This is a genomic window from Bdellovibrionales bacterium (assembly GCA_041662785.1).
GTDB lineage: Bacteria > Pseudomonadota > Alphaproteobacteria > UBA9219 > UBA9219 > UBA8914.
This window is the reverse complement of the sequence record JBAZRW010000003.1, coordinates 78599-91643: the sequence shown is the minus strand read 5'-3', so window position 1 is coordinate 91643 and position 13045 is coordinate 78599. Positions and strand designations below refer to the sequence as shown.

The window sequence follows — 13045 nt, the reverse complement described above, 5'->3', positions numbered from 1 at the left end:
CTTTTGGTTATTAGTCATAAGCTTCGCTTGTTTTGCGGAACTCCGCAGCGTTGCTGTTATAGGAACGGAAGAAATCACGAACCTCGCGCTTCGTCATGCCCAGTTTCTCCAGTTGCTTGGCAAGAGCGGGGCCATTGGCGGCCTCGGATGGGCCAAAGCAACCAAAACACCCACGATTTGTCGAAGGACACAGATTGCCGCAACCCGCATGCGTTGCAGGGCCAAGGCAAGGAACGCCCTTGGCCACCATCAGGCAAACGGTTCCCTTTTTCTTGCATTCGATGCACTGACTGGTGTGCACGATGTTAGGCGTACGCTTGTTAAGCAAGGCGCTGATAGCTTCCAAAAGCTCGGCCTTGTTGATGGGGCAACCGCGCAGCTCAAAGTCCACTGGGACGTGATCTTTGATGGGAGTCGAAGTCGGTAGCGTGTCGATAAATTCGGGGTGATCGTAAACGGCGCGAATATAATCATCCACCTTCGCAAAGTTTTTCAAAGCCTGAATGCCGCCCGATGTCGCGCACGCGCCAATCGTGATCAGCATCTTGGATTCTTGCCGGATCTTGCGAAGGCGGTGAAGGTCATGCTCGGTCGTGATCGAACCCTCAACCAGCGAAATGTCGTAAGGCCCATCGATCTTTGCCGTCGTCGCTTCAAGAAAATAGGCAATCTCGATTTCGCCCACCACATCCAGCAATTCATCCTCGCACGCCAAAAGGCTAAGCTGGCAACCGTCGCAGGAAGCGAACTTCCACACGGCAACCTTGGGCTTGGCGCGATGAGGCTTCGCGGCGGCAGGCGTTTTGGCCTTTGGCGCGGCGGGGGCGGCTTTTTTCTTGGCAGAGGGTGCGGTCATGATTAAAGCTCCCGTACTTTAAGGTCATCGGCAATCGTGTCGAACCGGAACACGGGGCCATCGCGGCAGACAAAGGATGTCCCCCACTGACAATGGCCGCAAAAGCCGACGCCACACTTCATGTTGCGTTCCATAGAAAGATAGATGCGATCATGCGGCACGCCGCGCTTGTGGAGCGAGTCCACGACATGCAGCATCATGACTTCAGGCCCGCAGGTATAGGCAACCGTATTCGCCGGATCAAAGCCGCCGCACTCGACCAGCTTAGTCACAAGGCCAACGCGCCCTGCCCAATCGCCGGTAGAGCGATCCACCGTCACCTGCACATCGATGTCAAAGCGAGCCTTCCACCGCAACAGCTCCTTATCGAAAAGGATGTCTTCGGGCGTGCGAGCGCCGTAAAGGATCGCAAGGTTGCGGTATTTGTGGCGATACGCCATCGCTTGATAAATAACGGGGCGCAACGGCGCAAGGCCAATACCACCCGCGACGAAAACCAAGTCTTTTCCCTCGGCAATGTCCAAAGGCCACACCGTGCCAAAAGGCCCACGCACACCCACCGACATACCTTCTTTCAAGGCATCCAACGCCCGCGAGACGTTACCCACGGCACGGGTCGTATGAACAAGCGTGCTAAGATCGGTTGGATCGCCGCTCACGCTGATAGGAACTTCGCCGACGCCAAAAACGTACAGCATGTTAAACTGTCCGGGCGCAAAAACGATAGGCTGGCCATCTTCTGGCACAAGAGACATGCTAAACGTATCGGAAAGCTCTTTCCAGATTTTAACAACCTTAAAGGGACGCGGGTGCATCGGGCTGGCGTCGCCAGAGTGGCAAGTGCAATGATGCTTTTTCTTTGTTGGGGCGGCCTCGGTCATGCTGCGCATCCTATTTTTTGATGAGTTCCAAAGATCACTTTCCCGTGGTTTTGATCACGCGGGCTTCTTCTGTAATGTCGATGCCGACGGGGCACCATGTTATGCATCGCCCGCAGCCAACGCAGCCCGACGAGCCATATTGTTCATGCCAATTGGACAATTTATGAGTCATCCACTGACGATAGCGCGACTTGGTTTCGGGGCGGATCGCGCCACCATGGATATAGCTGAAATCCACCGAGAAGCAGGAATCCCACGACCGCGTGCGCTCGGTCTTCTCGCCCGTCAGATTGGTGCTATCCTGCACCGTTGAGCAAAAACAGGTGGGGCAGACCATCGTGCAGTTGGCGCAGGACAGGCAGCGGCTGGCCACATCGTCCCAACGCTTGTGATCCAGATTGCGCTTTAACACGTCCTTAATATCAGGCGGCATCTTGCGGCCCATTTCGCTACGCGCCTTACGCGCCTGCGAAGCTGCCCTGTCGGTGTCATGAGACGTTACGGCGCGGTAAGGAAGAAGCTCTAGGATCAAACGACCCCGCTCACTGCCAACCTCAACCATAAACTCGTGCGTTTGCTGGGGCGCAAATTCGGTCAGCGCCAAATCGAAGCCTTGATCTTCCTTAACATGGGGATCGCCGCCCATAGACGTGCAGAAACAAGTCTTGCCAGCGCGTGAGCAGTTAACCGCGATGATCAACGCCTTGCTACGTCGAGCAACATAATTGGGATCCGAGAAAATCCCCGCGCCATTATTATCCTCGCGGCCAAAACCAAAAACCTTGTCTTGAATCTTCATCGCGTTCAGCTCGCACGAACGCACGCCGATAAAGGCATAGGCAGGCACATCGGCCTTGGCCTTATCAATCTCAAAGCCGTTGCCCTTTTGCTCAGCGCCCCACAATTTGTGGGTGGGAGGGAACAGATAGCGCTTCCAGCTGGTCGGGCCGACAAGATACTCAAAGAATGAGCCTTTGGTTCCCGCGACAAGGCGATACTTGCCGCCCTCTTGCTCATCGGCAAAGCCGACAGGAAGGTCAGAAAGGGATTCAATTTCTTCGTAGACAATCGCGCCGTCACGCGCCTTGGGGCCGATGGGCTGATAGCCTACCTTGGTAAGCAACGTGATCAGGGAGGCAAGCCCAGCCTCATCCATAACGACCTTCGTGCCTATCGCTATCGGAGAGCCTTTCGCGCCAGCGGGCGCCTTAGCATGCGAAGAACCTGTAGAACCGTGAGCGTGAGTCAAATCACACCTCCCCCAAAAGCGACCTTAACCAAGAGGCAATAGATTCAAGCGAATCAACAAACCCCCGTTATGGTTAATAATAGGGCACTTTTAACAAATGATGAAAGGGGTTTTTTAGGCGGGACGGTATTTTAATGGGGGAATCCCCCCCCTACTCACCCCTGCAGGCCGAAGAGGCGGTAGAATTCCCCGCGCTCCTGCCAGCGTTCGTCAGCCTTGACCTCTAGAAACAAATGGACGGGGCGGCCCAGCTGCTCGGTCAGGTCGGCGCGGGCGGCAGAGCCGATTTCCTTAATGCGCGAGCCGTTCTTGCCCAAAACCATCGCGCGGTGCGTTGGTTTTGTGACCAAAATTGTCTGTCGGATCACGACCGAGCCATCCTTGCGCTCCTCCCAGCTTTCGGGAACAACGGCCGCGCCATAGGGCAACTCGTCGTGAATTTGCTCGAACAACTTTTCGCGCGTGATTTCGGCGGCCAAAAGGCGCTCGGATACGTCTGTCAGCTGGTCTTCGGGAAAGTGCCACGGCCCTTCTGGCATCGCGGCGAACAGCTTGGCCTTGAGCTTCTCCACCCCATCGCCATTCAGCGCCGAGAGCATAAAGACCTCATCAAACATCGCGGTGTCGTGCAAACGCTCGGCCAAGGGCAAAAGTTTCTCGACCCTGACCTTATCCACCTTGTTCAAGATAAGCGTCGCCTTTTGCTGGCGCTTGGTGAGTTCTTCGACAATCGCCTCAACCTTCGCATCCGGCTGGCGCGAGGCCGCATCGACGATCAACAAGACAAGGTCGGCCCCTTCAAGGCTATCCCACGCGGTTTGCACCATCGCACGTTCCAGCTTGCTTTTCGGCTGGAAAAGACCCGGCGTGTCGATCATGCCGATCTGTGTGTCGCCTTCGGTCATCAGGCCAAGAACGCGTATGCGCGTCGTCTGCGCCTTACGCGTGACGATGGAAAGCTTCTCGCCCAGCAGTTGGTTGAGGAGCGTGGACTTCCCCGCGTTCGGCGCGCCAAGAATGGCAACAAAGCCCGCATGGGTCGTTGTGTGTTCGGTCTTTTTCATAAAGTTCCTATCGGTTTTCTTGGCTATATCATGTGACAAGAAGCGCATTGGTGCGCAGACTTCGTTGAAGGCGACATCGCCGTCTCTTTCTTTTGATTATCTTGTGGCACTTTTTCTTCAGAAAAGCCATAAAACGAATAACGACGATTATCGACGATCATCATCGCTGGATAAGGCGCGTAGGCAGGGATATGCGGCGCACTTACTCCGGTGGGTGCTTCGCTCCGGCCAAACAATTTTTTGGCAAGGGGCGATAACAACTCGTTTGGAAAGGGCGAAAAAATAGACGATACAACAACAGAAAGCGCACTTACCGTAGCGGCCAATTTTAAGTTTAGTTTTGGATTGGTGTAATTTTGAATAACCTTCACGACTTCAGAGATATTATTCAATAAACTTAATGTTGGAGAGTTCTTTTCATACTCATCACGAACCTGTTCGATAAAATAAGTAAGAGCAACCCGATCACGTAGTATTCTATACCCATCGGCTACAGTAAGACTATCATCACCTATTGATTCCTCAAAACACTGCCTTGCCAAAAGGATATGGATCGTTTCTTTTTTTTCTTTTTTGGCTTCATTAAAAAGAGCTTTAAAGGTCAGTCTAGACTGCCGGTATAAGGCCTCTTGCCTCTTTTTGGTGTAATTTCTGCGCCTCATATACACCCCCTAATAATCAGATAAATAAATTTTAATGGAAAAAGACTTTTAATTGATCAGTTTTGATCAAGCCGAGCACGCATAAAGCTGAGAGTCTTCTCTACAGCTTGGCTCCTTTCGGGAACACGGCCATAGTTATGTTTTATGACACTAACATTATAAATGATGCGTTCAACTGGTGTGGGATCCGGAGAGAGCACGGGCATAGGCCCAAGTTCCCTGTCTTTCCCAAGATTATGAACAACTGCCTTGGCTATTTCTTCAGGCGTAAGCCTTGGCTTTCTGGACATAGGAATCCCCATTGTTTTTGATTGTGTGTGGGGATGAGTATAAATCATTTTACGGCTCCTCTACAAAATGTTTCGTGATATATCGCTTTCATATTTATTTTCTATCCCCTTTTACGGAAAAAGTCAATAAAATTGATTACTTTCAATACGTTAACAGGGCATTAAATGGGTAATAAAACATTAAAAACAAGACAAGCCCCTTGAAGACAAAGGATTATCCCTATGCTTTTCCAATCTGGTCGAGGAGAAGTTGCGCTGCCGCTTTTTCGGCCTCGCGTTTAGAGGCTCCCTGCGCCGAAACGGCCTCGTGCCCGCGCACTGAGGCCTCAATAATAAAGGATGGGGCATGCGCGGGGCCGCTGCGCTCCATCACGCGATAGGTGGGCAAAGGCAGCCCCTTCCCTTGCGCGTATTCCTGCAAGGCCGACTTGGGATCGGCTGGCGTAGCGGTTTCGTGAATCTTTTCGTCCCAGTGCCGCTTGATAAAACTCTCGGCTGGCGCAAGGCCGCCGTCAAGGAACAGAGCGCCAATCACGGCCTCCATCGCATCGGAAAGAACGGCAAGGTTCTGCCGCGAAAAGTCCGTGTCATCGTGGGCAAGCCTCACATAGCGCTCCAGCTGCAGCACCAACGCAACATCGCGCAAGGCGTCGCGGTTGACCATCGCGGCATGGCGCTTGGCCAGCGAGCCTTCGTCTTCCTGCGGGTACAATTCATAAAGCCAATGTGCGATCACAAGGCCAAGGACGCGATCGCCCAGAAACTCCAGCCTTTCATAGGGAGAAGCGCTGGCCGACTTCTTCACGCCACGCCCTCCCCCCACCGACGGATGCGTCAGCGCGGCTTGCAGCAAGGCAATATCTTGAAACGCATGCCCAAGCTCGGCAAGGAGCGGAGTCAAATCAGTGGGAAAAACCGCCGTCATCACTTGATTTTCATGAAAAGACGATCCCACCGGACAGAGGTCGGCCAGTTCCATATCTGCCAAAACTTCGCCCCGTCATCCAATGAGAAAAACAGAACCTCGGCGCGACCCACCAGATTATCGGCGGGAATATAGCCAACATACTTGGTGCGGCTGTCCATGGAATTGTCGCGATTGTCGCCCATGCCAAAATAATGGCCTGCCGGAACCGTGAAGACCTCGGTGTCATCAAGCGTGCGGTCATCGCCTTCCTCGCGGATGATATGCTCATTCCCATCGGGAAAAGTTTCGGTATAATCAACAACCGAGGGATTGGGCTTTATGTATTTTTGAACGATAGGCTCGGCCAGCTTGCGGCGATCCACGGCAACCCCATTGATGAAAAGAAGGCCGTTTTTGACTTGGATCGTATCACCGGGAAGGCCCACAAGCCGCTTGATGTAATCGACACTGGGAGTCACGGGATTTTTGAAAACGATCACGTCGCCGCGCTTGGGCTCGCTTCCCAGAAAACGCCCCGATACAGGCAGAAGGCCGAACAAAGACGACAGGCTGCTATAGCCATAGGAATACTTGGAGACAAAAAGATAGTCGCCCACCAAAAGCCCCGGAACCATCGAGCTTGACGGGATATTAAACGGCTCAAACACAAAGGCGCGGATGCCCAGCGCAATCAGCGCGGCAAGGAAAAACGTCCGCACCGTATCATCCATTTTATCGCTGGCCTTGCCCGCACGAGTCGTCTTTGGTGTCGAATTCATAGTCAAGATAACCTTATACCGCCTCAATCACCACAAAAGCCTGTGCCATTGGGTAATCGTCGGTCATGCTGAGGTGAACAACAACCTTTTTATCCTGCGGCGTAAGGAAACTCAACCGCTCCTTTGCCCCGCCCGTCAGTTGCAGGCTTGGCTGCCCCGATGGCAGGTTAACGACGCCCATGTCACGAAAGAAAACACCACGGTTAATGCCCGTGCCCAAGGCCTTGGCGCAGGCCTCCTTGGCCGCAAAGCGCTTAGCATAGGTGGCGGCGGGCGATCCACTGCGGGCGGCCTTGGATTTCTCGGTTTCCGTGAAAATACGAGCGACAAAGCGCTCCTCATGTTTCTCAAGAGAGCGTTCAATGCGCCGTATATCCACCAAATCACTGCCAATGCCGATAATCATAGCCCCACCTTTCCGTAAGCTATGGGTCTTACACTAGGATTTGTAGTCGGGGCAATGATTTTGAGCTGGGAGGTTTAGTATCTTTACCAATTTGAGGGAATCCCGTTTGGTTTCTTTTTATGATTACTTTATTAGGAGATAGGCTCTATGCCCACCACGCGCGGTGATCCATGAAAGTATATTACGATCCTCTTTATTTTTGACCCCGAAAATGCTACGACCAACGCGGAATGCGTTATTTCAACTAACGACAGGAAAGGAAAGCATAATGGAAAATTCAACGGGTTTGAGTGCGGGTAATGTAGCAACAGCTATAACCATAACGGGTATGCTTGGAGCAACAGCTTTGTTTGGGGCATACTTCTATTATTATTTAGACAATAAGGCCTTTTTTGAAAAAAGCCGCCCCGCTATTCAAAAAGCAATCACTGGAGCAGCTCAGGAATTTTGTACGCCTCAAGGTTGTCCGCGTAAAATAAGCGTTGATAAATACGGAGTTACGGGGGATGTTTTAGAGGCAATCATTGGCCCTTCTCTAACAAACGGGAGGCCTGGTTTGTTTCTCTCGGCACGCTTAAGAAATATCAAAGTTATCGGAAGAGACTCTAAACTAGCAGAAGGTAACATAGAAATCCCTCTGCCAAAGAACTTTAAGTTTGCGGCTGATCGTCCACCAGCTTCTGGCAAGGCTCTCATGCAGGCAGAGTCAACTCCGCAGTAGCGATTTGACGATATAAGTCGGAATAGGCGGGCAATGGCTTTGAGCTGGGGGAAACTCTTTAATTCATTATCGTCATCCCCGCCTTCTCCTTTAGCGTCATCCCCGCGAAAGCGGGGATCCCGTTTTCTTTTTGCAAAGCACAACAAGCAGCGATGACACTAACGGATCAAGAGTTAAACCAAACGGGACTCCCGCTTTCGCGGGAGTGACGGGTTGTGTGTTTAATTTCATCCCTCTATCGTCATCCCCGCGACCTGTCCGTCGAAGCGGCAAAGCCGCGAAGACGGAAGTAAGCCTTAGTTTTCATAGGTGGGGGGTTACAAAACCCATCCCCCTGTTATGACCCCCCACCTGAAAAATCTAAGGCGTTACTGCGTAATACCAACAAGCGAATGAAGTGACTCGTAGAGAAAAAATAAACGGGATGCCCGCTTTCGCGGGCATGACGGTGTTTTTTATGGCGATACTCCCCTTTAGCGTCATCCCCGCGAAAGCGGGGATCCCGTTTTCTTGTTGTTATTACGTGTCAGTTCATAGACGGATTGGTATAACACCAAGATTTTTCTTCCTCCCCCGCAAGGGGGGAGGTAAAGGGGCACAAGAAGGCCTCCTCGCGATGACGGTGGGAGAAGTAGGAAAACTAAACGGTTTAACTATAACCCAACAATAGCCATCAGCCAACAAGCCATGAAAGTATATAGCACCCCTCTTTGATATTCATTTTCGTCTAAAAAAGGATATAATCCACGCACAGGTTGATTGTTTTAACGGACAACAGGAAGGAAAAATTATTATGAGTGATTTATCACCGGGTTTGGCGCTTACCTTAACAATGGCGACAGCCGCAATGGCAGCCGGAATTTTCGTTGCAGTGGATAATACAAATAATTTAAAACAAAACGAGCCCGCTATTCGGGAGGCACTCGTTGACGCAGCGGAGAAACTCTGTACGCGCCAAAGCTGCCCAGACGAAATGATCGCTAAGAAGAACGGTGTTGAGGTAACTCTTTCTGGTTCGCGTATTATCCCTTCTCTTGAAGACGGGGAGAATGGTTATGTTTTTTCTACAACCGCATCCAACATACATATAAACGGTAAAAAAACATCAAACATACATGTAAACGGTAAAAAAATATGTTCAGATTCTATAAACTATCAATTCCCCTTTCCTAAAGGTTTTAAATTTGCGGCTGATCGTCCACCAGCAAATGGCTCTACACTCTCAAGCAGGGCAGAGGCCACGCCAAAATAAAGCAGTATTTCTCTTTAGCGTCATCCCCGCGACCGTCTTCGCTGCGCTCGCAATAACGGCAAGGAAAGGCTTCGTGGCAACGCGAGGCCTTTTTTGTTGGGCGGTTTCCCCCTTCCGTCATCCCAAGATCCCGCTACGCCAAGGCTTCGCAGGGCAGGCATTTTCTCTTCGACCCAACGGGGCGAAAGAAAATGGGCGTGGGATCCAGTGTCTCTATCGGCAAGCGATGAACGAACGAATGGGAGGGAGTCAGGTAGAGTCTGGATCCCAGATCAACTTTCTTTCGCGCCACCCGCCTTCGCGGCTCTGCCGCTACGGCGCGGCAAGGGGGCGCGAAGAGAAAGTTTTCTGGGATGACGATGGGGGTAGTGAACACGTTAACTTAAAAACAGTTTCTTGATTACGACCCGATAGTAAGGTTCCGCTTTATCCCTTTAAAAAGGTGGGCTAGCGAAAAACCATCTTTCTTTGGCTTTTCAGGCGCAGGCATTGCAGGGAATGGCGGGCGGCAAACAAAATGGCGATCATTAAAGTTGATAAACTTTGCCCGCGAACGCCGCGTAAGCTCGCTTTCGTCATTGCCGGATGAAAGACCGGTGAGAAACACAAGGCGCACGGCTTCTCTGGCTTTTTTAGGATATTTATCAAAATACCGCTCGGCAAAAAAGTCAAACTTCTTACCTGCTGCTTGCGCAAACGGTGTGTTGGGCTTGGCCCTCTCCAAAGCATAGGTGGCAGCCTTAAAAGCAGACGCATCGCCGCCCACCTCATAGATTCTGGTGACAATATCGACCCAGTTCTCGCTATCCTCCGCGTCGGGATAATCGAATACTTTTAAAAACTCTGAATGAATGGCTTCAATATGCTGCAGAGAACTCGTCAATTGTGCAGACTTCACAAAATCATAACCGCTCATGGGGAAATATCTTTCTTTCAAAAAGGGTGTCTACCTATCAATAAGGCTAGGCCTTGGCCGTCCCGTTTATACAATAACCACCCCCAAGGCGCAATTTCGTTTTTGCTTTCATCGGCGTTTTCCCTACAATCCCATTTGCCCCTACGCCTAGCATGACGCTATACTCCCTTTTCACGAAGGAAAACGGGGAAGGATCGTTGTGGTCAGCACGATGAAGTCATCACTTATCAACAAAACAAGCGAAGCGGCAGAGCGCGACCCCCTGCCCGCGCCCAACCTTTTCGCCGACTCCCTGCCCAGCCTCACCGCGCCCAAAACGGCGCAAGCGACATTGCAAGGAAATCCTCTGACCGCGTCCACCCCAACAAAAGCCGCCATCGCCGCAACCGCTCCATCCCAAGCCCCCGCCGCGCCTGATAGTGCCGCGACCACGCCTTTGATGACGCAATATCTGGCGATCAAGGCGCAACATCCCGAATGCCTGTTGTTCTTTCGTCTTGGCGACTTTTATGAGCTTTTTTTTGAGGATGCGATTAAGGCCTCTCGCGCCCTCGACATTACGCTGACGCGGCGCGGACAGCATCAGGGCCACGACATTCCCATGTGCGGCGTGCCGTTCCACGCCTATGAAAACTATATGGCTAAACTGATCCGCCAAGGCTTCCACGTCGCGATCTGTGAGCAAACAGAAGACCCCGCCGAAGCCAAAAAGCGCGGCGGCAAGTCCATCGTGACGCGTGATGTCGTCCGGATCGTGACACCCGGCACAGTGACCGAGGATACGCTTTTGGAAGCGGGGAGCGCCAATCATCTGGCCTGCGTCGCGCAAACGGGTGAAGGCATGGCCGTTGCGTGGCTGGATCTGGCGAAAAGTGAGCCGTTTTGTGAGCGCACCTCGCCCGAAAACCTTGCCGCTGTCCTAGCGCGGCTTGCGCCCAGCGAGATTCTGATCGCCGAGCGCACCATTCAAGACACCGCCTTGTTTGAAACGCTGTCCAGTTGGCGTGATACTTTAACAAACCTTCCCAATACCCTGTTTAATCACGATAAAGCAACCAGAAGTTTATGTGGAATTTATCAAACAACTGATTTGGCCTCAATTGGTGATTTTTCTCGCCCTGAAATTGTCGCATTGGGAACAATCCTAGAATACGTCAACCTAACCCAAAAGTGTGATCTGTCCCACTTCCTGCGACCCCACGCCCTCACCCACCAAGCCACGCTGGCGATGGACTCGGCCACACGCCGCAATCTGGAAATCACACGCACCCTTGCGGGCAGCCGCCAAGGCTCGCTGCTCGCCGCCATCGACTGCACGCTCACTTCCGCTGGCGCAAGGCTTTTGGCCGCAAGGCTGGCCGCGCCGCTGACGGATGTGGCAACCATCAACGCCCGCCTTGATGCCATCGCCCTAGTTGCTCACTTTGAAAAGTTGCGCGACGCCATTCGCCTTGAACTCAAACAAACGCCCGACCTAGAACGCTGCCTTGCCCGCTTGTCGCTGGGGCGCGGGGGGCCGCGCGATCTGGCGGGCGTGCGCGATGCGCTTGGCTATGGCGAGGCTATTCGCTCACATCTTTTGGCGGTGGATCCCGCCGCCCTGCCGCAAGAATGGCGCTCGATCTTGCAAGATTTGGGCGAGCATAGCGCCCTGCAAGCTCGCCTGACGCGGGCACTGTCGGACACGCTGCCGCTTCTGGCGCGGGATGGTGGCTTTATCGCACGCGGCTATGCGCCGCAACTGGACGAACTTATCGAACTGCGCGACGATAGCCGCCGCCTGATCGCGGCCTTGCAGCAGAAATACGCCGCCGCCAGCGGCGCGTCGGCTCTGAAGATCAAACACAACCAAGTCATCGGCTACTATATCGAAGTCTCCCCCCTGCACGCCGACAAGCTTTTGGCGCAAAAGGAAACCTTTATCCACCGCCAAAGCCTTGCGGGCGCGGTGCGCTTTACAACCGTGGAGTTGTCCGAGCTTGACCGCAAAATCGCCGAAGCCTCGGATAAAGCCTTGGCCGTTGAGCTGCAATTCTTTGCCGATCTGGTGGCCGAGATTATGGCGCATCTGCCCGAACTGCGCCGCGCCGCAGGCGCGATGGCGATGGCCGATGTGACGACGGCGTTGGCCGAGCTGGCTATCACGCAGGGCTACACGCGCCCCACCATCGATGACTCGCTGACCTTTATGATCAAGGGCGGTCGTCATCCGGTTGTTGAGGCCGCCTTGCGCCGCGCCGCCAATCCTCAGCCTTTTGTGGCGAATGATTGCGATTTGGGCGGATCGCAGCGCCTGTGGCTCCTTACGGGGCCGAATATGGCCGGAAAGTCCACCTTTTTGCGTCAAAACGCGCTGATTGCCATCTTGGCACAAATGGGCAGCTTTGTGCCCGCCGCCGCCACGCATATCGGCGTGGTGGACAGGCTGTTCAGCCGCGTTGGCGCTGCCGACGATCTGGCGCGGGGACAATCAACCTTTATGGTCGAGATGGTCGAGACCGCCGCCATCTTGCATCAAGCCAAGGAACGCGCCCTTGTGATATTGGATGAGATAGGACGCGGCACAGCAACCTATGACGGGCTTTCGATTGCGTGGGCGACTCTTGAGCATTTGCATGAGGCCAACCGCTGCCGCACGCTATTCGCCACGCATTATCATGAGCTGACGCAGCTGGCGGGCAAGCTGCCTCACCTGACCTGCGCCACCATGCGGATCCGCGAGTGGGAGCAAGAAATCGTCTTCCTGCATGAGGTGATCGCGGGGGTGGCCGACCGATCCTATGGCCTTCATGTCGCGCAAATGGCGGGGCTGCCCCCCTCGGTCATTAAACGCGCCGAGATGGTTTTGAAGAGGCTTGAGTCGGATAAAAACAGCCCTAACGCCGCTGATTTAGCGGGTGGTTTGCCCCTTTTCAGCGCCGACGCGCCAAAACCGACCCTAAATGAGGACGATTCGCGCTTACTTTTGGCGATTCGCACACTGAACCCCGATGAAATGTCGCCAAAAGAGGCTTTAGAGGCGCTTTATAGTCTTAAAAAGGGGCAGATATAAAAGCTCGTTA

The 13045-nt window shown here is 53.2% G+C and carries 13 protein-coding genes; 3 read left to right on the top strand and 10 right to left on the bottom strand.

Annotated features, from left to right (window positions below):
- Positions 1 to 10: 10 nt before the first annotated feature.
- The 9 genes from WC612_03805 to acpS all read right to left on the bottom strand — a co-directional run bounded on the left by WC612_03805 (position 11) and on the right by acpS (position 7094).
- Positions 11 to 856 carry a hypothetical protein gene (locus WC612_03805; GenBank protein MFA6279903.1) on the bottom strand — a complete coding sequence of 282 codons (846 nt, stop codon included), beginning with the start codon at positions 854 to 856 and terminating at the stop codon, positions 11 to 13.
- A gap of 2 nt (positions 857 to 858) precedes the next feature.
- The gene (locus WC612_03800; protein MFA6279902.1) at positions 859 to 1737 is read right to left on the bottom strand and encodes an FAD/NAD(P)-binding protein; all 879 of its coding nucleotides are present in this window, start codon (positions 1735 to 1737) and stop codon (positions 859 to 861) included.
- Between the two features lie 34 nt (positions 1738 to 1771).
- Positions 1772 to 2986: a 4Fe-4S dicluster domain-containing protein gene (locus tag WC612_03795; protein ID MFA6279901.1), complete on the bottom strand. Its 1215-nt coding sequence runs from the start codon at positions 2984 to 2986 to the stop codon at positions 1772 to 1774.
- Between the two features lie 155 nt (positions 2987 to 3141).
- Complete coding sequence (gene era / locus WC612_03790; GenBank protein ID MFA6279900.1) at positions 3142 to 4050, bottom strand: GTPase Era; 909 nt, start codon at positions 4048 to 4050, stop codon at positions 3142 to 3144.
- Between the two features lie 23 nt (positions 4051 to 4073).
- Positions 4074 to 4712: a hypothetical protein gene (locus tag WC612_03785; GenBank protein MFA6279899.1), complete on the bottom strand. Its 639-nt coding sequence runs from the start codon at positions 4710 to 4712 to the stop codon at positions 4074 to 4076.
- 56 nt (positions 4713 to 4768) lie between these two features.
- Positions 4769 to 5050: a hypothetical protein gene (locus WC612_03780; GenBank protein ID MFA6279898.1), complete on the bottom strand. Its 282-nt coding sequence runs from the start codon at positions 5048 to 5050 to the stop codon at positions 4769 to 4771.
- Between the two features lie 172 nt (positions 5051 to 5222).
- Positions 5223 to 5981, bottom strand: a complete 759-nt coding sequence (gene rnc / locus WC612_03775) for a ribonuclease III (protein ID MFA6279897.1) — start codon at positions 5979 to 5981, stop codon at positions 5223 to 5225.
- Positions 5927 to 6688, bottom strand: coding sequence for a signal peptidase I (gene lepB / locus WC612_03770; protein ID MFA6279896.1), 762 nt, complete (start codon positions 6686 to 6688; stop codon positions 5927 to 5929). Before lepB ends, rnc begins: the two co-directional genes overlap by 55 nt.
- 13 nt (positions 6689 to 6701) lie before the next feature.
- A complete protein-coding gene (gene acpS / locus WC612_03765) occupies positions 6702 to 7094 on the bottom strand; it encodes a holo-ACP synthase (protein MFA6279895.1) in 393 nt (130 codons plus the stop codon).
- Positions 7095 to 7362: 268 nt separating this feature from the next.
- Between acpS and WC612_03760 the strand changes: the two genes are divergently transcribed.
- Both WC612_03760 and WC612_03755 read left to right on the top strand, forming a co-directional pair.
- On the top strand, positions 7363 to 7815 hold the full coding sequence (locus tag WC612_03760) for a hypothetical protein (GenBank protein MFA6279894.1): 453 nt from the start codon (positions 7363 to 7365) through the stop codon (positions 7813 to 7815).
- Positions 7816 to 8608: 793 nt separating this feature from the next.
- Entirely contained in the window at positions 8609 to 9067 is a 459-nt protein-coding gene (locus tag WC612_03755; protein MFA6279893.1) for a hypothetical protein, read from the top strand.
- 400 nt (positions 9068 to 9467) lie between these two features.
- Here WC612_03755 and WC612_03750 read toward each other — a convergent pair whose 3' ends face one another.
- Entirely contained in the window at positions 9468 to 9983 is a 516-nt protein-coding gene (locus tag WC612_03750) for a hypothetical protein (GenBank protein ID MFA6279892.1), read from the bottom strand.
- A 211-nt stretch (positions 9984 to 10194) separates the two neighbouring features.
- On the opposite strand from WC612_03750, the gene mutS reads away from it, so the two are divergent.
- Positions 10195 to 13035, top strand: a complete 2841-nt coding sequence (gene mutS, locus WC612_03745; GenBank protein ID MFA6279891.1) for a DNA mismatch repair protein MutS — start codon at positions 10195 to 10197, stop codon at positions 13033 to 13035.
- Positions 13036 to 13045 lie beyond the last annotated feature (10 nt).

Excerpts from the sequence above, each read along its gene's own strand:
- WC612_03805 (MFA6279903.1), bottom strand. The coding sequence starts at position 856 with ATGACCGCACCCTCTGCCAAGAAAAAAGCCGCCCCCGCCGCGCCAAAG.
- WC612_03800 (MFA6279902.1), bottom strand. The coding sequence starts at position 1,737 with ATGACCGAGGCCGCCCCAACAAAGAAAAAGCATCATTGCACTTGCCAC.
- era (MFA6279900.1), bottom strand. The coding sequence starts at position 4,050 with ATGAAAAAGACCGAACACACAACGACCCATGCGGGCTTTGTTGCCATT.
- WC612_03785 (MFA6279899.1), bottom strand. The coding sequence starts at position 4,712 with ATGAGGCGCAGAAATTACACCAAAAAGAGGCAAGAGGCCTTATACCGG.
- WC612_03780 (MFA6279898.1), bottom strand. The coding sequence starts at position 5,050 with ATGATTTATACTCATCCCCACACACAATCAAAAACAATGGGGATTCCT.
- rnc (MFA6279897.1), bottom strand. The coding sequence starts at position 5,981 with ATGGAACTGGCCGACCTCTGTCCGGTGGGATCGTCTTTTCATGAAAAT.
- lepB (MFA6279896.1), bottom strand. The coding sequence starts at position 6,688 with ATGAATTCGACACCAAAGACGACTCGTGCGGGCAAGGCCAGCGATAAA.
- acpS (MFA6279895.1), bottom strand. The coding sequence starts at position 7,094 with ATGATTATCGGCATTGGCAGTGATTTGGTGGATATACGGCGCATTGAA.
- WC612_03760 (MFA6279894.1), top strand. The coding sequence starts at position 7,363 with ATGGAAAATTCAACGGGTTTGAGTGCGGGTAATGTAGCAACAGCTATA.
- WC612_03755 (MFA6279893.1), top strand. The coding sequence starts at position 8,609 with ATGAGTGATTTATCACCGGGTTTGGCGCTTACCTTAACAATGGCGACA.
- WC612_03750 (MFA6279892.1), bottom strand. The coding sequence starts at position 9,983 with ATGAGCGGTTATGATTTTGTGAAGTCTGCACAATTGACGAGTTCTCTG.
- mutS (MFA6279891.1), top strand. The coding sequence starts at position 10,195 with ATGAAGTCATCACTTATCAACAAAACAAGCGAAGCGGCAGAGCGCGAC.